Source organism: Paraburkholderia sp. BCC1876, from assembly GCF_902833695.1.
Classification (GTDB): domain Bacteria; phylum Pseudomonadota; class Gammaproteobacteria; order Burkholderiales; family Burkholderiaceae; genus Paraburkholderia.
The window spans coordinates 936,768-959,247 of the sequence record NZ_CADFGI010000002.1 but is presented as its reverse complement, the minus strand read 5'-3'; the positions used below and the strand labels follow the sequence as shown (position 1 = coordinate 959,247).

The 22,480-nt window shown below is 62.8% G+C and carries 19 protein-coding genes; 10 read left to right on the top strand and 9 right to left on the bottom strand.

Features of this window, described 5'->3' with window-relative positions:
• Positions 1–21: 21 nt before the first annotated feature.
• From HWY05_RS10705 to HWY05_RS10685, 5 genes are all read left to right on the top strand, one after another.
• Positions 22–1,206, top strand: a complete 1,185-nt coding sequence (locus HWY05_RS10705) for a serine hydrolase (RefSeq protein ID WP_176058292.1) — start codon at positions 22–24, stop codon at positions 1,204–1,206.
• A 153-nt stretch (positions 1,207–1,359) separates the two neighbouring features.
• Entirely contained in the window at positions 1,360–1,749 is a 390-nt protein-coding gene (locus HWY05_RS10700) for a MarR family winged helix-turn-helix transcriptional regulator (RefSeq protein WP_156126603.1), read from the top strand.
• 242 nt (positions 1,750–1,991) lie between these two features.
• Positions 1,992–3,860, top strand: a complete 1,869-nt coding sequence (locus HWY05_RS10695; RefSeq protein WP_176058291.1) for a chloride channel protein — start codon at positions 1,992–1,994, stop codon at positions 3,858–3,860.
• 55 nt (positions 3,861–3,915) lie between these two features.
• Positions 3,916–4,170 carry a hypothetical protein gene (locus tag HWY05_RS10690; RefSeq protein WP_176058290.1) on the top strand — a complete coding sequence of 85 codons (255 nt, stop codon included), beginning with the start codon at positions 3,916–3,918 and terminating at the stop codon, positions 4,168–4,170.
• Positions 4,171–4,418: 248 nt separating this feature from the next.
• On the top strand, positions 4,419–5,819 hold the full coding sequence (locus HWY05_RS10685; RefSeq protein ID WP_176058289.1) for an MFS transporter: 1,401 nt from the start codon (positions 4,419–4,421) through the stop codon (positions 5,817–5,819).
• A gap of 23 nt (positions 5,820–5,842) precedes the next feature.
• On the opposite strand, the gene HWY05_RS10680 is transcribed toward HWY05_RS10685, so the two are convergent.
• The 4 genes from HWY05_RS10680 to HWY05_RS10665 all read right to left on the bottom strand — a co-directional run bounded on the left by HWY05_RS10680 (position 5,843) and on the right by HWY05_RS10665 (position 9,751).
• Complete coding sequence (locus HWY05_RS10680; protein WP_176058288.1) at positions 5,843–7,093, bottom strand: citrate synthase; 1,251 nt, start codon at positions 7,091–7,093, stop codon at positions 5,843–5,845.
• 108 nt (positions 7,094–7,201) lie between these two features.
• The gene (locus HWY05_RS10675; RefSeq protein WP_035549893.1) at positions 7,202–7,594 is read right to left on the bottom strand and encodes a VOC family protein; all 393 of its coding nucleotides are present in this window, start codon (positions 7,592–7,594) and stop codon (positions 7,202–7,204) included.
• A 26-nt stretch (positions 7,595–7,620) separates the two neighbouring features.
• Positions 7,621–8,937, bottom strand: coding sequence for an MFS transporter (locus HWY05_RS10670; RefSeq protein WP_176058287.1), 1,317 nt, complete (start codon positions 8,935–8,937; stop codon positions 7,621–7,623).
• Between the two features lie 55 nt (positions 8,938–8,992).
• A complete protein-coding gene (locus HWY05_RS10665) occupies positions 8,993–9,751 on the bottom strand; it encodes an SDR family oxidoreductase (RefSeq protein ID WP_176058286.1) in 759 nt (252 codons plus the stop codon).
• A 288-nt stretch (positions 9,752–10,039) separates the two neighbouring features.
• Between HWY05_RS10665 and HWY05_RS10660 the strand changes: the two genes are divergently transcribed.
• Complete coding sequence (locus HWY05_RS10660) at positions 10,040–11,002, top strand: D-glycerate dehydrogenase (RefSeq protein ID WP_176058285.1); 963 nt, start codon at positions 10,040–10,042, stop codon at positions 11,000–11,002.
• Positions 11,003–11,105: 103 nt separating this feature from the next.
• On the opposite strand, the gene HWY05_RS10655 is transcribed toward HWY05_RS10660, so the two are convergent.
• Positions 11,106–11,495: a hypothetical protein gene (locus HWY05_RS10655; RefSeq protein ID WP_176058284.1), complete on the bottom strand. Its 390-nt coding sequence runs from the start codon at positions 11,493–11,495 to the stop codon at positions 11,106–11,108.
• 439 nt (positions 11,496–11,934) lie between these two features.
• Between HWY05_RS10655 and oxlT the strand changes: the two genes are divergently transcribed.
• The 4 genes from oxlT to HWY05_RS10635 all read left to right on the top strand — a co-directional run bounded on the left by oxlT (position 11,935) and on the right by HWY05_RS10635 (position 16,907).
• On the top strand, positions 11,935–13,266 hold the full coding sequence (gene oxlT / locus HWY05_RS10650) for an oxalate/formate MFS antiporter (protein ID WP_176058283.1): 1,332 nt from the start codon (positions 11,935–11,937) through the stop codon (positions 13,264–13,266).
• 85 nt (positions 13,267–13,351) lie between these two features.
• Positions 13,352–15,094 carry an oxalyl-CoA decarboxylase gene (oxc, locus tag HWY05_RS10645; RefSeq protein WP_176058282.1) on the top strand — a complete coding sequence of 581 codons (1,743 nt, stop codon included), beginning with the start codon at positions 13,352–13,354 and terminating at the stop codon, positions 15,092–15,094.
• A 25-nt stretch (positions 15,095–15,119) separates the two neighbouring features.
• Positions 15,120–16,370: a formyl-CoA transferase gene (frc, locus tag HWY05_RS10640; RefSeq protein WP_176058281.1), complete on the top strand. Its 1,251-nt coding sequence runs from the start codon at positions 15,120–15,122 to the stop codon at positions 16,368–16,370.
• A 108-nt stretch (positions 16,371–16,478) separates the two neighbouring features.
• Complete coding sequence (locus tag HWY05_RS10635; RefSeq protein WP_035549917.1) at positions 16,479–16,907, top strand: PAS sensor domain-containing protein; 429 nt, start codon at positions 16,479–16,481, stop codon at positions 16,905–16,907.
• 36 nt (positions 16,908–16,943) lie between these two features.
• Here HWY05_RS10635 and HWY05_RS10630 read toward each other — a convergent pair whose 3' ends face one another.
• The 4 genes from HWY05_RS10630 to HWY05_RS10615 all read right to left on the bottom strand — a co-directional run bounded on the left by HWY05_RS10630 (position 16,944) and on the right by HWY05_RS10615 (position 22,375).
• Positions 16,944–18,743 (bottom strand): methyl-accepting chemotaxis protein, encoded by a 1,800-nt coding sequence (locus HWY05_RS10630; protein WP_176058280.1) that lies wholly within the window; start codon positions 18,741–18,743, stop codon positions 16,944–16,946.
• 107 nt (positions 18,744–18,850) lie between these two features.
• Entirely contained in the window at positions 18,851–20,308 is a 1,458-nt protein-coding gene (gene phnY / locus HWY05_RS10625) for a phosphonoacetaldehyde dehydrogenase (RefSeq protein ID WP_035549923.1), read from the bottom strand.
• A 34-nt stretch (positions 20,309–20,342) separates the two neighbouring features.
• Positions 20,343–21,578, bottom strand: a complete 1,236-nt coding sequence (gene phnA, locus HWY05_RS10620; protein WP_176058279.1) for a phosphonoacetate hydrolase — start codon at positions 21,576–21,578, stop codon at positions 20,343–20,345.
• Positions 21,575–22,375, bottom strand: a complete 801-nt coding sequence (locus tag HWY05_RS10615; protein ID WP_244146568.1) for a phosphonate utilization associated transcriptional regulator — start codon at positions 22,373–22,375, stop codon at positions 21,575–21,577. The genes phnA and HWY05_RS10615 overlap by 4 nt, the downstream gene beginning before the upstream one ends.
• Positions 22,376–22,480 lie beyond the last annotated feature (105 nt).

Here is a 22,480-nt window from a genome sequence, read left to right as displayed (position 1 = left end):
CCTCAGGAGTTTGCAGTCAAGATGATCTCTTCAAGCTTCGAAAACGACTACGGTTTTCGCCGCGACAGTGTGCGGCATGGCAACTGGCGCGAGGCGCCCTGGAACGTCTGGGCGTTTCGCCACGTCCACGAACTGATTCCGACGGCGCGCATCGTGGCCACGCCCGGTCTCGCGGAAGAACCGAAGCTCGACGCCGACGCGCTCAGCGCACACGAATTGATGCACGACGGCGAACGCCGCACGGTCGCCTCGATTCTGCGGCAGACCTCGACCGACGCGCTCACGGTAATGCGAGCCGGAAAGTTCGTCGCCGAGTTTCACGCTCCGCATTTCACGCTGCAGAGCCGCCATATTCTGTTTTCGGCCAGCAAGTCGGTGGCGGGTCTGCTCGCGGGGATGCTGGTCGGCGATGGGCTTCTGGACCCCGAGGCGCTCGTCGCGCATTACGTGCCGGAACTCGCGCATTCGGCTTTCGGCGATGCCCGTGTCAGGCATGTGCTGGATATGCGCACGAGCCTCGAATTCGACGAGGACTATCTCAACGCGAGCGGCATCTACGCCCGTTATCGCCGGGCCGGTCTGCTGGATCCGCGGCGCGACGGCGAACCGGCCGAGACGGTGATCGAGTTGCTCGCGTTGCTGCGCAAAGGGGCAGGGGAGCACGGCGGCCCGTTTCATTACTGCTCGCCCAACTCCGACGTGCTCGGCCTCGTGATCGAGCGCGCTTCGGGCCAGCGCTATGCGGACTTCGCGTCAACGCGGCTGTGGCAACCGTTGGGGCTGCGCCAGGACGGTTGCGTGACGGTGGACATCGCGGGCACCGCACGTTCGGGCGGCGGCCTGTGCATGACGGTGCGCGATCTGGCGCGGGTCGGCGAACTGGTGCGCCTTGGTGGCGTGGTCGACGGACGCCGGCTGATCGCGGCCGACTGGATGAACGACACGTTGACGGGCGGCAGTGCCGAAGCGTGGCGCCAAGGCAGTTTTTCGGACTGGCTGCCGAACGGCAAGTATCGCAACAAGTGGTATCAGGTCGGCAACGCCAGCGGCGCGTGCTTCGCGATCGGCATTCATGGCCAGTGGCTGTACGTCGACCCGTTACACGAGACGGTGATCGCCAAGTTCTCTTCGCAGCCGGACCCGACGAACAACGAAGTCAAGCGGCTGAACCTCGCGTTGTTCGAATCGATTGCGGCGGCTGGCTGAACGCTGTCCTCGCATGACGGACTCCCGCGTGCTGCGCGGGAAAACGTCGTTTCATGGAGTGCATCGTGAGTATGATGGCGAATCAACCCGCCCATTCCGATCACGAGAGCCGATAGCATGACGACGCGCAGGAAACCTGCAGTTCCAGTAGGCATGCCGGCCAAACAGGACCTCGAAGCGATGTCGCTGTTTCGCTATCAGCTACGTCGATTTCTTCGTTTCTCGGAGGAAGTGACTCATGCCGAAGGGATCACGCCGCTGCAATATCAACTGATGCTGCACGTCCGCGGTTTCTCGGGCCGTGACTGGGCAACGGTCGGGGAACTGGCGGAGCGGCTTCAGGCCGCGCCGCACGGTACCGTCGCACTGGTATCGCGCTGCGAGGCAAACGGTCTGGTTTCGCGCCACGCAAGCCGGGCCGACGGGCGTCAGGTCGAAGTCCGCCTGACTCTTAAAGGCGAGCAGTGCCTCGCGCGACTCGCGTCGAAGCACAAGCTGGAAATCGAGGCGTTCGGATGGGCGTTCGACCGCACGCCGTCCTGAGCGTGAGGACGGCGGAATCCCGCCTTGCCTTGCCCGTCCTCGTCCGGAAAGAAATTGGGAAACCCGGCTTCCGCACACTATGATAGATCACAGGGTGACATATACCGTCATGCCGCGCCCGGCGTTTGGGTAACGCGGCGTTCGTTGTCGGGAAAGGGACTCGCCGGCGGCGAATCGAGGTGCTGGAGGTCCACGCCGACGGTTCGGCCCGCGAACCCGTAGTGCTCTGAGGACCTCATACGATGCCGGGCGACGCCGATCGGCCTGATCAGACAGAAAGAAGCGAATCGCGCCACGTCAAGGTGGCGCCGCTCCAGCCGCGCGCGGTTAGCCATCAGGACGACGATGCCGTTGAGCCCATTGCGCTGCGTTGGCTATGCCTGCTGGCGTTTGTCGTCGGTATCGTCACGGGCTTTGGCGCGGTGGTATTTCGCGCCTTGATCGGGCTTGTGCACAACGCGTTCTTTCTCGGCCGTCTGTCGTTCGCTTATGACGCCAGTCATTTCACCGCGGCATCGCCGTGGGGTGCGTTCGTGATTCTCGTGCCTGTGCTGGGCGGCCTCGTCGTCACGTGGATCGTCAGCACGTTTGCGCCGGAGGCCAAAGGTCACGGCGTGCCCGAGGTCATGGACGCGATCTATTACAAGCGCGGTGTGATTCGCCCGGTCGTGGCGGTCGTGAAGTCGATCGCGTCTGCTTTCGCGATTGGTTCCGGCGCCGCGGTGGGCCGCGAGGGGCCGATTATCCAGATCGGCTCGGCGCTCGGTTCGACGCTCGGCCAGGTCGTGCGGATGTCCGCCGGGCAACGCATCACGCTGGTAGCGGCGGGCGCCGGAGCCGGCATCGCCGCGACCTTCAACACGCCGATCGGCGGCGTGCTGTTCGCCACGGAACTGATGATGCCGGAAATCAGCGTCAACACGTTCTTACCGGTGGCGATCGCAACCGGCACGGCAACGTTTCTGGGGCGGCTGTTCTTTGGCGACGCCCCGGCATTCTTTGTCCCGGCGCAACTCGGCGCCATTCCGAATCAGCCGGGCAGCGTGTTGACGCTGATTCTCTACGCGTTGCTCGGCACCTTGACGGGCGCCGCGGCAGCGCTGCTGATCCGCGCGTTGCATTGGGCGGAAGACGCCTTCGACCTTATCCCCGGACGTTATCAGCGGCACGTCTGCGGGATGCTGCTGGTCGGCATGACGATGTATCTGCTGTTTCGCCTTGCGGGTCACTATTACGTGGAAGGCGTGGGCTACGCCACGATTCAGGCGACGCTTTACGGTCAGCTTCAGGGCGGCGCATTTCTATTGATGCTGGCGCTGTGCAAGACGCTGGCGACATCGGTCAGTCTGGGCTCGGGTTCGTCAGGCGGCGTCTTTTCGCCGTCGCTCTTTATCGGCGCCACGCTGGGCGCAGCCTTTGCGTCGCTGGTCGCGATGGTCATGCCCGGTGCGCCGGTTAGCGCGCCGGCTTTCGCGATGGTGGGCATGGGTGCGATGGTGGGCGGCGGCACCGGCGCCGCGATGACCGCGGTGGCGATGATCTTCGAAATGACGCGCGACTACGACATCGTGCTGCCGATGATTCTCGCGGTGGCGTTCAGCCTGGGCGCGCGCCGGCTGTTGTCGCCGGAAAGCATCTATACGCTCAAACTGGTACGGCGCGGCCACCCGATTCCGAATGCGATGCATGCCAACATGTTTCTCGTGCAGAACGCGGCTCAGGTGATGGAAACCGACGTGTTCGTGCTCGACGCCCAGGTGCCGTTCCGCGACTTGCTGACCCGTTCGGAGGGCCCGGCATTCCGGCACGTGGTGGTCACGCGCGAGCACGAGATCTATGGTGTCTTGCGCATCAACACGGGGCTGCGCCGGGCGGTGAGCGAGAGCGAATCGGATATCTCGCTCGGCGCGCTGGCACAAAGGAATTTCATCGTCGTGCGAGAAAACGACGTGGCGTTCGGTGTGATCACGCAGTTGTGGAAACAGCACGCAATGATGGCGGTCGTGGTGGGGCGTCACGAGGGGCATGGCCCCGCGCGCGTGCTTGGGATCATCGCGAAAGAGCACATCGCCGACGCGGTGGCGAGTAGCATCAGGATATTCCCCGGCTAGGCGGCAGGGGCGAATAGCATGCCGCCGCGCGGGGTGTATTGCGAAGGAGCGAACCGTGAAACTGTCCCATGAACTGGATGCGGCATGCAAACGCATCGGCAAGGCGTTGCACCTCAACGGGTTGAAAAGCGTGTCAGGCGAGAGGCGAGCAACGAGAGAGGCGCCCGCGTGCGGATGGGTGATTGTCTACCGCACGGCGCAGGGGTTTTGCTGCATGTACGAGGGCGCACCGATCGAATTCGACGAAATGCTCGACGTTCAGATCTGGTCCGAGGAAATGGAGGTGCAGACTTATTTCATCGGCTTATGAAAGCCTTACGCTCGATCAGGACGCCGCACCCAAGCAACGCACACGACGCTCGTGTCGTGTCCCGCACCTAGCCTCAGCGCCTCAGTGTTCATGCGTATTGCAGAACCGGGCGATCCTATGGGAAATTGCAAAACGTGCCTTGGCTACCGGTGAACGATGAAGCCGCGTCGTCTTCATTCAGCCGGTAGGGCCACGGCGAACGCGCTCATTTCATTGCGGTCCTTTCTAACAAGAAACAAGAGGCGACTATGTCCAACCAGCAGGCCGCTGAAATTGCCGCACGTCTCGACCGGCTTCCCCCTTCGCGCACTGTCTGGGCCATGGTGATCCTGATCTCGCTCGGCGGTGTGTTCGAGTTTTACGATCTGTTTTTCACCGGCTATGTGGCCCCGGGGATGGTGCAGTCCGGCCTATTCAAGCCCGAATCGCTCGGCCCGTTCGCCGCGCTCGCGCCGCTCGCCGTGGCGGGGTTCGGCACCTTTGTGTTTGCCACGTTCGCGGGCCTGTGGGTCGGCGCGCTGACCTTGGGGTATGTGGCGGACCGCTTCGGACGGCGCGTGATCTTCACCTGGTCGCTGGTCTGGTACATGGTCTGCACGATCATCATGGCGTTCCAGACAACCGGGTACGCACTCAATATCTGGCGCTTCGTCGCGGGCATCGGCATTGGTGTCGAACTGGTGACGATCGACACGTATATTTCCGAACTGATTCCGAGCCGGGAGCGCGGTCGCGCATATTCGGTCAACCAGTTCATCACGTTCTCGGTGGTGCCGGTGGTCGCGTTTCTCGCGTACGCGTTGAACGGCACCAAGCCGCTCGGCCTCGACTATTGGCGGGTGGTGATCCTGATCGGCTCGGTCGGCGCCGTCGCTGTCTGGTTCTTGCGGCGCAACATTCCGGAGAGTCCGCGCTGGCTCGCACGGCATAACCGTTTCGACGAAGCCGAACGGATCGTCGCCGAGATCGAGCGGCGCGTCGCGCTCGAGAAAGGCATCACGCTGCCGCCGCCGCAAGCGGTGGAACCCGAGAAAGAGGGGCGTGGCGCGTTCAGGGAAATCTTCGCCCCCGGTTATCGGCGCAGGACGATCATTCTGTCGATCTTCAATATGGCGCAGGTGATCGGCTTCTACGGCTTTGCCGCGTGGGTGCCGACGCTGCTGATCCATCGGGGCATTCACGTCACGGCAAGCCTCGGCTATGCGTTCGTTATCGCGATCGCCAATCCTTTTGGTCCGCTCATCGGCACGTTGTTCGCCGACAAACTCGAACGCAAAACCCAGATCTGCGGCGGACTCATCACGATGGCCGTGGTGATCGCGGTCTTTTCGCAAGTGTCGACGCCCTGGATCCTGACCGTACTCGGCGTGGTGTTTACGCTGGCGGCGAACATCATGTCGTATGCCTATCACGGCTACCAGGCGGAGCTTTTCCCGACCCGGATACGTGCCCGGGCAATCGGCTTTGTCTATTCATGGAGCCGGATTTCGGCCGCCTTCGCCGGTCTCGCCATCGGCATTCTGTTGCATGGTTACGGCGTGCCGGGTGTTGCGGCTTTCATCGGCGTTTCCATGCTGGTCGCCATCTGCATGATCCTGCTTGGGCCCGCCACAAAGGGACTCTCGCTCGAAACCATCAACCAGCATTGAAGCCCGTGCGGTGGTGCGCCTGCTCAGCGTCCCACCGTTTTGAACACGCGATTCCTGTCGAGCGTGACCGGGTCGAGCGGCTTGCCGGCATCGGCCGCGGGCTCGGGTTTCGTTGCGCTCGCGTCTTCCAGCGCGCGTCCGGTGTAACGTCCGCGTGGCCGGATGACCTTGCCCACCCGCAGCTGCTCGATGCAATGCGCGAGCAAGCCCACGCTGCGCGCCGTGGCGAATAGCGCGAACGACGCATCGCGAGGCAGCGCCAGTTGCGCCGCGAGGCTGGCGAGCGCGACGTCGATATTCGGCTTGAGCCCGGTCAGCGCCACCACCCGCTCGATGAACGACATGATCTCAGCAGGCGGATCCAGCACGTCCAGCAGGGCCGCCGCTCGCGTGTCGCCGTCCGGATACAGATGATGGCCGAAGCCCGGAATGGGAATGGCCGAGCGTAAGTGATGGGCCACCACGTTTTCCGCGCCGAGTCGCTCGACGTCGTCGAACACGGCGCGCACTCGACCTGACGCGTCGCCGTGTAGCGGGCCGGAGAAGGTGGCGAGCCCCGTGAGCAGGCAGCCCGGCAACGAGGCGCCGGTGGACGCGGTAATCCGAGCGGCGAACGCCGAACTCGTCATCTCGTGGTCGGCGACGAGCACCATCGCGCGGCGGATCAACTCGGCGCCGGCGCGGTCCTGGCCCCAGCCGAGCGCGAGCTGTTCATGCGTGCGTTGCCCGGGCGTGTCGCCGCGCGCGCCGAACGCTCGCGCGATCAGCGCCACGAGCCGGCCGGCCTCGACATGCAAGGCGCTGTCGGTACGCCCGAGCGTGGAGTGCCCGCAAGCCGCGAGCGCCGCCAGCGACGTGAACGCGCATTGCCTGCCGCGCTCCTCGCCTTGTAACGGCAGGTCGCCGGTGTCGAACGCAATCGGTGCGCGCGCATTCCAGAGAATGGCCGCGACCTCTTCGAGCGTGGCCGTTTCCGAGAGGCGGATGCTGTCGCGTCCCCGGTAATACGGGCGATCTTTCGAGAAGGTCGTAATGCCGCTGTAAATGCAGGGCTCCGCACCGAATATCGTGCCGGCGGCGAGCGCCTCGCGCTTGCGTCCCACCTGTTTCTTGCGGCACAGCGCGGCGACGTCCTCGGCGCGATAGAGGCTCTTGCGCGGATCGAGCGGATCCGGCATCACCGCGATATTGCCGCGGCTGACGTACGCGTAGACGGTCTGCGCCTGCACGCCGAGTTGTCGGGCCGCTTCGGTTAGCGTGATCCAGTTTCGCATGGGATATCAGGCGCGATGCTGCGAGAGAAAAGGGCCGCAAAGAACGGTCGACGCGGCTCGCGAGTTGCCTGCACCCACGGCCGATGCTGGGTCGATTCTGGTCTTGTTTCAGGTAAAAGTCATCTCGGCGGGACGGCGTTCCAGAATCTCGATGAGGATATCGCCCGGCGATCGCACGAAGCAGGCTCGAACACCGGCGCGAACCTGCTTGACCGGTTCGACGATCTCCGCGTCGCAGCGCACCAGGTGATCGAACGCGGCGTCGAGGTCGTCCACGAGCACGCCGAAATGGTCGATGCCCTCGGCTTTCTCGCCTTCAGGCGACCGGCCGCTTTGTGCGCCCGGCAGCGCCGTGATGAACAGATTGATGCCGCCGATACGTACATCCACTCGCCCGGGCCGACGCACGATGTCGGCGTTCAGGCAGCGCCCGAACCAGGCGGCGGTGGCTTCGGCATCCGCCGAGCACAGTTGCAGATGATCCCACTTGAATTCGATCATTCAGTTTCTCCGGATAGTCGACAGCATTACAGTTCGATGCGCGAAAGCTTCCCCAGCAGCACGGAGTACGAGAGCGTCCCCAGCAGGCAGATGCCGCCCATCAGGTTGAGTGCCCAGTAGAAGTGCCCGGTGTGCTGGGTGATGTAGCCGATCATCAGCGGCGTGGTGACCGCCGCGATATTGGCCGCGAGGCTGGTGATGCTGCTGGTCAGGCCCACGTATTGCCGTGGTGCGATTTCGGAGACGGCGGCCCACGACATCGAGCCGACGCCCTGCGCGAAGAACGCGATCGTCAGAATGGCGATCACCCCTTCATTCGATTCGACGAAATTGACCAGCATGATCGACGCGCCGAGCAGGGTGCCGATGATGAGCGGCGCCTTGCGTGCGGTGGACAGCGAGACGCCGCGCCGGATAAAAAAGTCCGACAGCAAGCCGGCGATAAGAATGCCGAGCGTCGCGCCGATAAAAGGCAGCGCCTGGAAAATCCCCACCTTGATCATCGACATGTGACGCGCTTCGATCAGATAGGTCATGAACCACGTGGTGAAGAAGACCAGCAAGGTGTTGTTGCAGAACTTGCCGATGCAGATGGCGATCACCTGCCGGTAGCTGAGCAGCTTGAGCGCGAGGCGCCAGTTGAACTTCTCGCGCGGCTTGCGCGTGGCGGTAGCGCCTTCGTTGATGTAGTTCAGTTCGGCGGCATTCACGCTTGCATGATGCTGCGGGTCGCGATAAATCCGGTACCAGACGAAACTGAACAGAATACCGAAGCCGCCCGTCACGAAAAATACCGAACGCCAACCGTACGTGGCGGAGATCCACAGCAACAGGCCGGTGAACAACGGCGTTCCGATGTATTGCCCCATCACGTAGACGCTGGTCGCGAAGCCGCGCTCGCGGGCCGGAAACCATAACGTCACGGCGCGCGCGTTCGAAGGAAACGCCGGCGCCTCCAGCGCGCCGATGGCGAGCCGCGAGCCGAGCAACATGTGATAGCCGGTCGCGAGACCCTGCGTCAGCGTGGCGAACGACCAGCCGACCAGCGACAGCGCATAGGCGAGGCGTGAACCGAGCACGTCGGTCAGCACGCCGCCGGGCACCAGCGCAATGGAATAGGCGAGGCCGAATCCGGCAAACAGCTCGCCCATTTCCATCCGGTTGAGCGCCAGCCCCTTCGAGAGACCCGGTGCGACGATGCCTAGCGCCGAGCGATCCACGTAGTTGAGGACGGTCGCCACGAGCAGCATCGAGAGCACGACGTAGCGGACTCTGGAGCGTTTCGTGGTATCCGCGTAAGCCGGATTGCCAGCCGGCAAGCTGTGTTCCTCTGCGACTTTCATCGGTGTCTCCAAACAGTGGCCAGTTGATTTTTTTTATATCTGGCTGAATGACGATTTATCCGCGGCCGACGAACGGCATAGCGCTCGCCATGATGGTCATGTTCAGAACATTGGCTTCGAGCGGGAGGCTGGCCATGTGCACGACCGCGTTGGCCACGTGCGTCACGTCCATTCGCGCTTCGGGCGCCATGCGTCCATCCGCTTGCAGGACGCCCTTGTTCATCCGTTCCGTGAGCGAGGTCGCTGCGTTGCCGATATCGATCTGACCGCAGGCGATATTGAACGCGCGTCCGTCCAGCGCAATCGACCTGGTGATACCCGTCACCGCATGTTTGGTCGCCGTATAAGCAATGGTATGCGGCCTCGGCGCGTGCGCGGAGATCGAGCCGTTGTTGATGATGCGCCCGCCTTGCGGCGACTGCGCTTTCATCAAACGATACGCGGCCCGCGCGCACAGAAACACGCCGGTCAGATTGGTGGCCACCACGTCGTTCCAGAAATCGGTGTCGTAGTCTTCGAGCGGAACGGCGCCGGCGTTTCGGCCCGCGTTATTGAAGAGCACGTCGAGCCGGCCGAATGCCGCAGCGATGTGCGAAAAAGCCTGATCGACCGAGGCGGCGTTGCTGACGTCGGCCTGAAATACCTGCGCTTCGCCGCCGGCCACGCCGATGACTTCTTTCGTTTCGAGCAGCGGCTCGGCTCGGCGCCCGATCAGCGCGACGGTGAATCCGGCTTCGGCGAGCGCCACGGCGGCGGCACGGCCGATGCCGGAACCGGCGCCCGTCACAGCGGCGAATTGTTTCGATGCAGGCATTTCGTCTCCTCCTGAGCATTCCATTGAACATGGGAAACAGAGTTGCATTCGCCCAGGTCGTTGAGCAAGCTTGATTGATTGAATCAACATCAAAGGGCTTGGCGGGCGGGAATGCCTTAGGGTTTTCCTGAGGCGTTTTATTGCGGGGAGCGGGAAGCGGGGGGGCGTGGGCCGTGCCGGTACGGGAGCGGGTCGGAGGGGTCGCAGGAGTTGATTGATCGAATCAATATTGACGTCGGAGTCGGCGGTTTCGTAGGCTCTCGACGTCACTCCATCGAAGGAAAAATCATGTCGCAAACTCACCGCACCCGTCTGTTGATTGCGCGAAAAGTCCCCGCCGCCGTGGCGAGTCGCGCCGAGGCCGAATTCCACGCGTTCGTGACCGAGTCCGATATGGACTCGGCGTCAGTGGTCGACTTCTGCAACCGGCACGACGTGCCGGCCATCCTGATCGGCAAGAAGTCCGGCCTGCAGGCCGAGCATATTGCCGCGCTGCCGTCGACGGTCAGGATCATTGCCAACGCAAGCGCGGGCTTCGATCACATGGATGTCGCCGCCGCCCGCGAACGCGGCATCGCCGTCACGAACGCGCCCGACGCATTGACCGAATGCACCGCCGATTTCACGCTGCTGCTAGTGCTGGCGGCCTGCCGACGCGCGTCGGAATACGAGCGGATCATGCGCAACGGCTGGGGTAAGTCGTTCGGTATGACCGACATGCTGGGCACGCGCGTGAACGGCAAGACGCTCGGCATCGTCGGCTTTGGGCGCATTGGACGTGCGGTCGCGAAGCGTGCGCAAGGCTTCGGCATGCGCGTGATCTACACCGACGTCCGGCGCGCGGATGCGGCAGTGGAGAATGGCGCGACGTTTTACGCCAGCCTCGACGACATGCTGCCGCAATGCCAGGTGCTCACGCTGCATGTGCCGGGCGGTGGTGTACCGCTGATGGCGAAAAAAGAGTTTGGCTTGCTGCGTAAAGGAGCGGTATTCGTCAACGCGGCGCGTGGCGGCCTGGTCGATGAAGATGCGCTGTATGACGCGCTGACCTCGGGCCATCTGTTTGGCGCGGGTCTCGATGTGTATCAACACGAACCCAAAGTCGACCAACGCTTCTCCGGACTCGACAACGTGTTCCTGACGCCCCACATGGCCAGCGCCACGATCGAGACGCGCGACCAGATGGGCTTCACGGCACTGGACAACGTGGCCGCCGTGCTGGATCGGCGCGCTGCGTTGAATCCGGTCTGATGCGCGCTTGCCCGGCATCCGGGCAAGCGATGGTTGAGTGGCCGGGGATGCCCCGGCTCACTCGCCACACGCGATAAAACGCCCTGAACGTGCTGCGCCGCGTCTAGATACCGGCCAGCGCCGGCAACTCCATCTCAAACGAAAGCCGCTCGCTGCGGCTGATCGCCGTTTGCTGAGGCAACGCGCGATTCATCTGCGGCGCGCTTTCAATCTGAATCTGCAAGCACGCCGGATAACGCAGGCGTTTTTTCTCAAGAATCGCCTCGCTTAAAAACACCGCGCTATAAGCCTTCAGCAAGTGCGCATGGTGTGCCTCGATGTAGGCCTCGATCTGCTCCCGCTCGCCGTTTATCGCGGCCAGCGACGCGAGCGTGCGCACGTCCCAACGAAAACGCAGGCCGAGTTCGTCGAACGCGGCGTTGTAGGCGCATAACTGCGCCTGGATTTCCGCATCGAGCGCGGGATCGGATGCTTCGAATGACGAGGCGTTCATGGTCAATCTCCTCAGGGCAGGTGGCATGAACGGAGAGTAGAAGGACGAATCGATAAACAACAGTCAAAGTTTTTTCGAAAAACCATAGCGCTTTGTTTATGTGTTGGTTTACCCGAAGCCCCTCCGCGACGCGATCTCACTCGTCCCGACAGCGCATCACGTTATTCATCGACCCATGGAGCGGGGCAGTGACCGGTGTATTAGGCATACCTAATACAAACCATAAAATGTTTTAATTTTTACTTATCGATCATCACGCGCAGCATCCACTCAGACACGCTACGCCCCCAACCGCCTGCTACCGGCTGGTTGCACGTACAACGAGTTCCCTCTGGCCGACCATTGGCGCTTCATTGCACTCAGACCGGCAGCGAAGCGATTCGATCACGTAAGTCCCACGCGCCGTTCGAGCGCGACGGAACATGCAGGAGACGCAGACATGGAACATTCCAACTCACGGGAGAGCGGCCGCACCGCCTTCTGGCATCACCGCTGGGCGCAACTCGCGATCGGCGTCGTGTGCATGGGACTCGTGGCGAACCTGCAATATGCATGGACGCTGTTCGTGGTGCCGATGGACAACGCCCACCACTGGGGACAAGCGGCGATCCAGACCGCGTTCACGATCTTCATCGTTACCGAAACCTGGCTCGTGCCCGTCGAAGGCTGGCTCGTCGATAAGTTCGGCCCGCGTCCCGTGGTGATCGGCGGCTCGCTGTGCGCGGCGCTCGGCTGGATCATCGACGCGCATGCAAGCAGTCTCGCCGCGCTGTACGTCGCGGCCGTCATCGCCGGTATCGGTGCGGGCTGCGTGTACGGCACCTGCGTCGGCATGGCGCTCAAATGGTTTCCGGACAAGCGCGGCCTCGCCGCCGGTTTGACCGCGGCGGGCTTCGGCGCCGGCGCGGCCGTCACGGTGATTCCGATCGCCAACATGATCCAGCGCTCGGGCTACGAGCATACGTTCATGTTCTTCGGCATTTTTCAGGGCGTTTGCATTCTGCTGCTGGCCACGATGCTGGTGCGACCCAAGCCGCCTGTCGGCGCGATCGCGGCTAAACGTGTGGTTGCCAGCAAGATCGACTACACGCCCGGCGAGATGATCCGCTCGCCGCTGTTCTGGGTGCTCTACCTGATGTTCGTGTTCGTGGCGGCCGGCGGCATTATCGCGACCGCGCAGCTTGGACCGATTGCAAAGGAATACGGCTTCGCGAAATTGCCGGTCAGCCTGATGGGCATCACGCTGCCGCTGCTCACGATGACGCTGTCGATCGACAATCTGTGCAACGGCTTCACCCGTCCGTTGTGCGGTTTTCTATCGGACCGCATTGGCCGCGAAAACACGATGTTCATGATCTTTCTCGGCGAAGGCGTCGCGTTGCTCGGGCTGATGCAGTTCGGCCATAACCCGTACGCCTTCATGTTCTTTGCCGCGGCCGTGTTCCTGTGCTGGGGCGAGATCTTTTCGATCTTCCCGGCCACCTGCGCGGACACGTTCGGCAGCAAATACGCCGCGGCGAACGCCGGGACGCTTTATACCGCGAAGGGCACCGCGTCGATGCTGGTGCCGCTTGCCTCGCTGCTCTCGGCGAACGGCGGCTGGAGCACGGTGTTCATCTCGGCTGCGGTGATCTCGATCGCCGCCGCCGTCTCCGCGAAGTTCGTCCTCGCGCCGATGAGAAAGCGCTGGATCGACAACTCGGGCACGACAGCCGGCGCGGCGATCAACGAAGCCCGACTGCAACCTTTATCCGGCAGCTCGCGTGAATAAACCATCACGCTGCACGACCACACGAACGCGCCGCTCACACCCCAACGCATAACAACCCAGCGATCAGCCACCAAGGAGAGCAGTCATGGCAGAAGCCGACCAGCCCGCAGCAGACGTTACGTCGAAACAGCAGGCCGCTGAGACGACCGATGGATTCCATCTCGTCATCGATGCGCTGAAACTGAACGACATCGACACCATCTTTGGCCTGGTCGGTATTCCTATCACCGACCTCGCGCGGCTCGCGCAAGCGGAAGGCATGCGTTTCATCGGCTTCCGTCACGAGCAGCACGCCGGTAATGCGGCGGCGATTTCCGGCTTTATCACGCAGAAGCCAGGCATTTGCCTGACCGTGTCGGCGCCGGGTTTTCTGAACGGCCTCACGGCCCTCGCCAACGCGACCACCAACTGCTTCCCGATGATCCTGATCAGCGGCTCCAGCGAGCGCGAGATCGTCGACTTGCAGCAGGGCGATTACGAGGAAATGGATCAGTTGAATGCGGCGAAACCGTACGCGAAAGCGGCGTATCGCGTGTTGCATGCGGAGGATATCGGCATTGGCGTAGCGCGGGCGATTCGTGCCGCGGTGTCGGGCCGGCCCGGTGGCGTGTATCTGGATCTGCCGGCCAAACTGCTCGCGCAAACGCTCGACGTCGTCAAGGCGCAGCAGTCGCTGGTGAAAGTGGTCGACGCCGCGCCGCGTCAGTTGCCGGCGCCGGAATCGGTCGAACGTGCGCTCAACGTATTGAAGAACGCCAAACGTCCGCTGATTCTGCTCGGCAAGGGCGCGGCCTACGCGCAGGCCGACGCGGAGATTCGCGCGTTCGTCGAGCAAAGCGGCATTCCGTATCTGCCGATGTCGATGGCCAAAGGCCTGCTGCCCGATACGCACGAGCAATCCGCGTCCGCGGCGCGCTCGTTCGTGCTGGAGAACGCCGACGTCGTCGTGCTGATCGGCGCGCGTTTGAACTGGCTGCTGTCGCACGGTAAAGGCAAGACGTGGGGCGCGCAGCCGAAGCAGTTCGTGCAGGTGGATATTTCGCCGACCGAAATCGACAGCAACGTCGCGATTGCCGCGCCGGTGATCGGCGATATCGGCTCGTGCGTGGCGGCGCTGCGCGCCGGCGTCGATACGAGCTTCATGACGTCGAACACCGAATGGACTGCCGCGATTGCCGAGCGCAAGAACAAGAATCTCGCGAAGATGGCCGCGACACTCGACCAGAATCCGTCGCCGATGAATTTTCACAGCGCATTGCGGGCGATTCGCGATGTGCTGAAGACGCGCCCGGACATCAACGTCGTCAACGAGGGCGCGAATACGCTCGACTACGCGCGCAGCATCATCGACATGGCTGAGCCGCGCAAGCGCTTCGACTCGGGCACGTGGGGAATCATGGGGATCGGCATGGGCTTCGCGATCGGTGCGGCGGTGACGACCGGTAAGCCGGTGGTCGCGATAGAGGGCGATAGCGCGTTCGGCTTCAGCGGCATGGAACTCGAAACCGTCTGCCGTTACGACCTGCCGGTTTGCACCATCGTCTTCAACAACAACGGCGTGTATCGCGGCACCGATGTGAATCCGACCGGCGGCAAGGACGTCGCGCCGACCGTGTTCGTGAAGGGCGCGCGTTACGACCGGATGATCGAAGCCTTTGGCGGCGTCGGCCACCACGCAACGACGCCGGAAGAACTGACAAAGGCGTTGGTCGAAGCCATCGCATCGGGCAAGCCGACCTTGATCAATGCCGTGATCGACGAAGCGGCCGGCACCGAAAGCGGCCGCCTGACCAATCTGAATCCGCAAAGCGCGGCAACGAAAAAGTAATCCGGGCAACCCAGGAGATATCACCATGACCAAACCCCTCGAAGGCATCAAGATCATCGACTTCACGCACGTTCAGGCCGGCCCCGCGTGCACGCAGTTGCTCGCCTGGTTCGGCGCGGACGTCATCAAGGTCGAACGGCCGGGTTCCGGCGACGTGACGCGCAACCAGTTGCGCGATATACCCGACGCCGACGCGCTGTACTTCACGATGCTCAACAGCAACAAGAGGTCGCTGACGCTGGACACGAAAAAACCCGAAGGCAAGGAAGTACTCGAGAAACTGATCCGCGAATCCGATGTGCTCGTGGAGAACTTCGGTCCCGGCGCACTGGACCGCATGGGCTTTTCGTGGGAACGTCTGAACGAATTGAATCCGAAGATGATCGTCGCTTCGGTGAAGGGTTTTAGCGACGGCCACCACTACGACGACCTGAAAGTCTATGAAAACGTCGCGCAATGCGCGGGTGGCGCAGCGTCCACCACCGGCTTCTGGGACGGTCCGCCGACCATCAGCGCGGCGGCGCTCGGCGACAGCAACACCGGTATGCATCTGGCGATCGGCATTCTGACCGCGCTGCTGGGCCGCGACAAAACCGGCAAAGGCCAGAAGGTCGCGGTGTCGATGCAGGACAGCGTGCTGAACCTGTGCCGGGTGAAACTGCGTGACCAGCAGCGGCTGGAGCGGGTGGGATATCTCGAAGAATATCCGCAGTACCCGCACGGCGAATTCGGCGACGTGGTGCCGCGCGGCGGCAACGCGGGTGGAGGCGGTCAGCCGGGTTGGGTGCTCAAGTGCAAAGGCTGGGAAACGGACCCGAATGCGTACATCTACTTCACGATTCAGGGTCATGCGTGGGAACCGATCTGCAAGGCGCTCGGCAAACCCGAGTGGATCGACGATCCGGCCTACAAGACCGCGGAAGCGCGCCAGCCGCATATCTTCGAGATCTTCAAGACGATCGAAGAGTGGCTGGCCGACAAGACCAAATTCGAAGCGGTGGATATCTTGCGCAAGTTCGACATTCCGTGTGCGCCGGTGCTGACCATGAAGGAACTGGCTAACGATCCTTCATTGCGCGCCAGCGGCACGATTGTCGAAGTGCCGCACAGCAAGCGCGGCTCGTATCTGACCGTGGGCAGCCCGATCAAGTTTTCGGATATGAAACCTGAGGTGACGGCGTCGCCATTGCTTGGGGAACATACCGACGAAGTCCTCGCGAGCCTGGGCTACAGCAAGCAGGACATCTTCAATCTGCGCGAAGTGAAAGCGGTTTAACGCGCTCAGCGGCAGTCATGTTGGGCAGGCCCGGCTGAAGAGTCGGGCCTGCAGTCGTGACGTCATGTTCTCGATTCAAATTTTTACGCTCAACTTCGGGGAAGCGCCGTGCCGAGTGTCATCGATTTCCAGCAACTGGCCAATGCGATCGGCGACGCGATCGTCATTTCCGACGCGCGCGGCCACATCGAATTCTGGAACCCGGCGGCCGAACGGATGTTCGGCTTTACTCAGGACGAGGCGATCGGACAGTCGCTCGATCTGATCATTCCGGAACGATTACGCGGCCGCCATTGGGACGGTTATCACCAGACCATGGCAAGCGGTGAAACGCGCTACGGCAACGACGTGCTGCGCGTTCCCGCCGTCCACAAGGACGGGCGGGCCTTGTCGATTGCCTTCACGGTCGCGTTGCTGCATTCGCCGCAAAACGAACTCAACGGCATCGTCGCCGTGATTCGCGACGAGACCAGCCGTTTCCACGAAGATCGTCTGCTGCGCAAACGGCTTGCGGAACTGGAAGCGTCGGCGGCCTAGTCCTGTGAGCGGCAACGTGAGTCCCCGCGGTGCGCGTTAGTCGAGCTTGAATTGCGTCACTGCACCCGCGAGGCTCACCGCCTGGCTCTGCAACGCGGCGGCCGCCGCAGTCGATTGCTCGACCAGCGCGGCGTTCTGCTGAACCATTTCGTCGAGCTGGCTGACGGCGCGATTTACTTCCTGAATGCCGCGCGTCTGTTCGTTCGCGGCCTGGGTGATTTCGGAAATGATGGTGGTGACGTTGGCGACGTTGCTGACGATCTCCGTCATCGTTTCGCCGGCCTGACGCACCTGACCCGACCCCGACGTGACGCTCGCCACCGTCGATTCGATCAGCGCCTTGATTTCCTTCGCGGCCTGCGCGCTGCGTTGCGCGAGACTACGCACTTCGCCGGCCACCACCGCGAAACCGCGCCCCTGTTCACCAGCGCGCGCGGCTTCCACTGCGGCGTTTAGCGCAAGGATGTTGGTCTGGAACGCGATGCCGTCGATCACGCCGATGATTTCGGCGATCTTCACCGACGCGTGTTCGATTTCGCCCATCGTCGTAATCACTTCCGCGATCACCACGCCGCCGCGCGAAGCCACTTTCGACGCGGACACGGCAGTGTCGTCGGCCTGCTTCGCGGCGCTTGCCGAGTGCGTGACCGTCGAGGTGATTTCTTCCATCGACGCGGCAGTTTGCTGCAAGCTCGCCGCTGCGGATTCCGTACGGCCCGACAGATCGACGTTGCCCGCGGCGATTTCATTCGCGGCCACCCGCACCGATTCGCTGGCATCGCGAATCTGGCGCATTACATGGCTGAGTTTGTCGATGAAGGTGTTGAACGAGCGCGCGATCTGCGCGACTTCGTCGTTGCCGTCGGCGGGCAGGCGATGGGTCAGATCGCCGTCGCCCGAACCGATCGCGTCCATCGCGTCGCGTACGTTCGAGAGGCGCTTGAACGATACGGCGGTGACGGCGGCCACGACCGCTGCGGCAATGCCCGCGATTACGACCAGCGCGATCAGCGAGGCCGTCAGCAACGAACGCATGCCGGCGGTGGCTTCCGCTTTATCCAGCGCGACGACCGCGTACCAGTCGGTGCCGGGAATCGCTTCGGTGCGCAGCAGTTTGGCGCTGCCGTTCACGTCGACTTCGAGCGGATGTTCGGTGCTGAGGAGGGTGGCCAGTTTGTCGCTGGTGAGTGCGGGCACGAGATCCGACACGGGCTTCAACGTCAGTTTCGAATCCGGATGCGCAACGATATGGCCGCTCGCGTCGATCAACATGCCGAAGCTCGCGGGCGTCGGATGAATCGCCTTGACGTTGGCGATCACGCTGTCCATCGCGACGTCACCGGAGACCACTGCTTTCACCACGCCGTCGCGCACCACCGGCGCGGCGAACGAGACCACCAGTTTGCCGGTGCCCATATCCACGTACGGCGGCGTCACCACCGGCTTGCCGGCCGTGGCGGCCTGCTTGTACCAGGGGCGGCCGGTCGGATTGTAGTCGGGTGGGATGCCGGTCGGGTCGGTGAACTTCCAGGTCTTGTCCGCGTACCCGACGTACACGTTGGTGAACTTGCCGGCAGCGGCGACCTGCTTCAACGCGGTGAGCGGATCGGGCTGCAGCACGGCGTCCTGCAGCGAATCGATCATCTGGCCATGGCTGGCGATCCAGTCGCCGATCCCGTCGGTGTGACCGCTTTCGACGGCGCTCAGACTGCTTTCGATCGCGTCGGCGTTATACGAACTGGCGACGAGATAGTTGAGGCCCGCGTTGGTGGCGAGCGCAACCACAACGATAGCGACGCACAGGGCGACGATGCGCGCGCGAATGGAAGAGAACATGTCGGGAGTTTTTCGGAGTAGGGGGTGAGTCGTGGCTGGTGAGGCAGGCGCCTCACCAAAGATAAACCTTCCCGGCGCCGTTCCAGCGCACCGGGAAGGATCGATACTCAAGCCCAGGGCAACGAGTACGTCTTCACATGCGTGAAACTCTTCATCGCTTCCTGCACGCCTTCCTTGTAGCCCAGACCGGAGTCCTTGATACCGCCGAACGGCGTGAGTTCCAGCCGATACCCCGGCACTTCGCGCACGTTGACACTGCCGACTTCCAGCTCGGCGATGAAACGCGCGATGTAGTCCATGCGATTCGTGCACACCGAAGACGACAGGCCATAGTCGGTCGAATTCGAAATGCGGATCGCGTCGTCGATATCGCGGAAACGGATCACCGGCGACACCGGTCCGAAGGTTTCGTATTTGACGAGCGGCATGTCGGGCGTCACGCGATCCACCACGGTCGGCGAATAAAGCGCGCCGTCGCGGATGTTGCCGTACAGCAGTTTTGCACCACGGCTCACCGCGTCGTTGACCTGTGCTTCGAAGAACTTCGCGGCCGCTTCGTCGATCACGGTGCCCATATCGGTGTCCGGGTCCGCCGGATCGCCATACCGCAACGCGCGGGTCTTTTCCACCAGCAACTCGACGAAGCGATCCGCCACCGCTTCATGCACGAGCATCCGTTTGATCGCCGTGCAGCGTTGGCCGGAGTTCTTGTACGAACCCGACACGGCGAGCGTGCTGGCCTCGTCGAGGTCGGCGTCTTCCATCACGATGATGGGATCGTTGCCGCCGAGTTCGAGCACCGCGCGCCGGTAGCCCATTTTTCCGGCGATGTATTTGCCGATCGGCACGCCGCCGGTGAAGGTGATCAGATCGACGTGCTCATTGGTGATCAGTTCGTCTGCGATTTCCTTCGGGTCGCCGGTAATGACCTGCAGCATTTCCTGCGGCAAGCCGGCGCTATACAGAATGTCCGCCAGCAGGTACGTGGACAGCGGCACTTTCTCCGACGGCTTCACGACGATCCGATTGTTCGTTGCAATGGACGGCACGATCTTGTGCGCGACCTGGTTCATCGGATGATTGAACGGCGTGATCGCGGAAATGACCCCCAGCAGCGGGTCCCGAAGCGTGTAGACGCGCCGCTTCTTGCCATGAGGCGTCAGGTCGCAGGAGAACACCTGGCCGTCGTCCTTGAGCGCTTCGTTGGCGCCGAAGATCAGCACGTCGCTGACGCGGCCCGCTTCGTAGAGGGAGTCTTTCCTGCACAGACCGGCTTCGGCGGTAATCAGCGCGGAGATTTCCTCGGTACGCTCGCGCACGATTTCCGCCGCGCGCCGCAGGATCTGCGAGCGCTCGTAGCGGCTGAGCCGCGCCCGGTACGCGTGGGCGTAAGCGAACGCGTGCCGGACGTCGGCGAGCGTCGCCTTCGGCACGGTGCCGACCAGCTCGCCGTTATACGGATTGCGCACTTCGATGACCTGCTCGCGTCGAATCAGTTCGCCGCCGATTCGAAGGGCTTCATGACGGACCGCCAAAGACGGTCGCGGTTCCACGATGGCATTCATGCTGTCTCCTGATAGGGCAGAAGGTGACGGACGGTTACTGGAGATGGTTGAGCGCGAGGTCGAGAATGTCGAAGTTGCGCAGACGTGCCCGCTGCGAAGCGGCCCGTTCGACGGGGCGGCTGAAAAGCAGCGGCACGGTCTGTTCGGACAGGCCACCGTGCGAGCGCAGCGGTGCATCGAGACCGGACAGGTCATGGCGCGATTCGCTCGTCCCCAGCACCACATGGCGGCCCGACACGACGATGATGTCGCCGAGGCGGTCGCGCGGCAGCTCGAAGCGCTCGCAGCCCTCGGCACCGCTGACGGCCAGCTCGATCCCGGCGCGCTCGCGAAGTCTGGCGATGACCTGCTCCTGATCGACGGAAGGCGGCAAATAGATCGTGGCGAACGAACCCAGCGCGCCGTGGTGCACGACATACGGATCGGTAATCGGCAGGATCACGCGCGCCACCGCGAAGCCGAGCCATGCGTCCAGTTCGTCCTGCAGGTAGATCACATTCGGCTTGCCGGCTTCGTCGTGCTTGTCGTTCATGCCGTGGTCCGCGGTGATCGCGATGGTGGCGCCCAGCTCGGCCATCCGTTGCAGATACGGGTCCATCATTTCGTAGAACGCGTTGGCCCCGACGCTGCCCGGCGCGCATTTGTGCTGCACGTAGTCGGTGGTCGACAGATACATCAGGTCGATGGGCTGCGTTTCCAGAAGACGCACGCCGGCCGCGAACACGAACTCGGACAGCTCCGAGCTGTACACCTCCGGCACCGGCTTGCCCACCAGTTCCAGCACACCCGTAATGCCGTTTTCCGCTTCAGTCACCTGATCGGCCTTCTCGGACGAGAAGCAGATGCCGGTCAGCTGATCGCCGAGCAGGCGGCGCAGTTTGTCTTTCGCGGTCACCACCGCCACCTTCGCGCCGGCATCGGCGAACGCCGCCAGCACCGTCGGCGCGCGCAGGTACTTGGGGTCGTTCATCAAGACTTCGGCGCCGCTCTCGCGGTCGTAGAAGTAGTTGCCGCTAATGCCGTGCACGGCGGGCGGCACGCCCGTCACGATCGACAGATTGTTCGGGTTGGTGAAGCTCGGCACGACGCATTCGCCCTTGAGCGCCGCGCCGTCTTTGAGGATCTGGGCCAGAAACGGCGCGACGCCAGCCTCGGCGGCTTGCGTCAGATAGTCGTATTCGCAACCGTCGACACAGACGACGACGAGAGGCCGGTCCATCCAGCGGTAACTACGTCCATTGACGTTGACAGTCGGAGTGTTCGCGTTCATGAGGATTCCCTTTGAGTAGTCAGGTGAGGGTTGAGACTGGCGTTGCGTTGGGTCTCGGGGTGAGTGGTGTGCATGCGTTCGCAACTGGCGGCGACGTGAGCGCGCAGCGCGTGTCCGGCGGCGTCGCCGTTACCGAGGGCAATCCGGTCGACGATCGCCCGATGCTCGGCCAGCGAGACGGCAAGCGTTTGCGGATGCGCGAGCGTTTGATGCCGGAACAGCGTGAGTTCCTTGACCAGGCACCGGTACATATCGACCAGCTTGCGGTTGCCGGTAAACACGGCGAGCTGGTCGTGGAATTCGAAATTAAGCGCGGCGTAGTCGGCCATCTGCCCGAGCGCTGCCGCTTCATCCATGCGGTCCAGCAGGTCGTGCAGGCTTTTTAGCTGGGGCAGTGTGATGCAGCGGGCGAGGGTGCGCCCGATCAGTTCCTCCAGCGACGCCCGCACGGCAAAGATGTCGTCGGCCTCGGCGACTGAAATCTCCCGCACGAACACGCCGCGATTGCGGGTCAGCCGCACCAGACCGGCTTCTTCCAGCGTGCGAAATGCCTCCCGCACCGGGCCGCGGCTCACGCCCAGATGCTCGGCGACCGCCAGTTCGCTCAGCTTGGCGCCGGCCTCCAGCTTGCCGCTCAGGATCATCCGCTCGATCTCGCTCCTCACCAGCCGCGTCAGTGAATGGCTTTGCAACATTCCGATAGTCGGTGCGCGAGTCAGGGTTTCCACGGCAGTCGTCGAATAGTTTTTTTGCATGCTTGACATTAGACTTTGTGAATCGTAGATTGTCAACAACATGCAATAGACAAAAAGCACTCTACAACTAAAGGCGTCTCCACAACGTCCTTTGCCCGAAGTACCAGGCGCGCCGCGGCGGCGCTGCGGGTCGGCTGTGATCCGCAA

Excerpts from the sequence above, each read along its gene's own strand:
- HWY05_RS10705 (WP_176058292.1), top strand. The coding sequence starts at position 22 with ATGATCTCTTCAAGCTTCGAAAACGACTACGGTTTTCGCCGCGACAGT.
- HWY05_RS10700 (WP_156126603.1), top strand. The coding sequence starts at position 1,360 with ATGCCGGCCAAACAGGACCTCGAAGCGATGTCGCTGTTTCGCTATCAG.
- HWY05_RS10695 (WP_176058291.1), top strand. The coding sequence starts at position 1,992 with ATGCCGGGCGACGCCGATCGGCCTGATCAGACAGAAAGAAGCGAATCG.
- HWY05_RS10685 (WP_176058289.1), top strand. The coding sequence starts at position 4,419 with ATGTCCAACCAGCAGGCCGCTGAAATTGCCGCACGTCTCGACCGGCTT.
- HWY05_RS10680 (WP_176058288.1), bottom strand. The coding sequence starts at position 7,093 with ATGCGAAACTGGATCACGCTAACCGAAGCGGCCCGACAACTCGGCGTG.
- HWY05_RS10675 (WP_035549893.1), bottom strand. The coding sequence starts at position 7,594 with ATGATCGAATTCAAGTGGGATCATCTGCAACTGTGCTCGGCGGATGCC.
- HWY05_RS10670 (WP_176058287.1), bottom strand. The coding sequence starts at position 8,937 with ATGAAAGTCGCAGAGGAACACAGCTTGCCGGCTGGCAATCCGGCTTAC.
- HWY05_RS10665 (WP_176058286.1), bottom strand. The coding sequence starts at position 9,751 with ATGCCTGCATCGAAACAATTCGCCGCTGTGACGGGCGCCGGTTCCGGC.
- HWY05_RS10660 (WP_176058285.1), top strand. The coding sequence starts at position 10,040 with ATGTCGCAAACTCACCGCACCCGTCTGTTGATTGCGCGAAAAGTCCCC.
- HWY05_RS10655 (WP_176058284.1), bottom strand. The coding sequence starts at position 11,495 with ATGAACGCCTCGTCATTCGAAGCATCCGATCCCGCGCTCGATGCGGAA.
- oxlT (WP_176058283.1), top strand. The coding sequence starts at position 11,935 with ATGGAACATTCCAACTCACGGGAGAGCGGCCGCACCGCCTTCTGGCAT.
- oxc (WP_176058282.1), top strand. The coding sequence starts at position 13,352 with ATGGCAGAAGCCGACCAGCCCGCAGCAGACGTTACGTCGAAACAGCAG.
- frc (WP_176058281.1), top strand. The coding sequence starts at position 15,120 with ATGACCAAACCCCTCGAAGGCATCAAGATCATCGACTTCACGCACGTT.
- HWY05_RS10630 (WP_176058280.1), bottom strand. The coding sequence starts at position 18,743 with ATGTTCTCTTCCATTCGCGCGCGCATCGTCGCCCTGTGCGTCGCTATC.
- phnY (WP_035549923.1), bottom strand. The coding sequence starts at position 20,308 with ATGAATGCCATCGTGGAACCGCGACCGTCTTTGGCGGTCCGTCATGAA.
- phnA (WP_176058279.1), bottom strand. The coding sequence starts at position 21,578 with ATGAACGCGAACACTCCGACTGTCAACGTCAATGGACGTAGTTACCGC.
- HWY05_RS10615 (WP_244146568.1), bottom strand. The coding sequence starts at position 22,375 with ATGTTGTTGACAATCTACGATTCACAAAGTCTAATGTCAAGCATGCAA.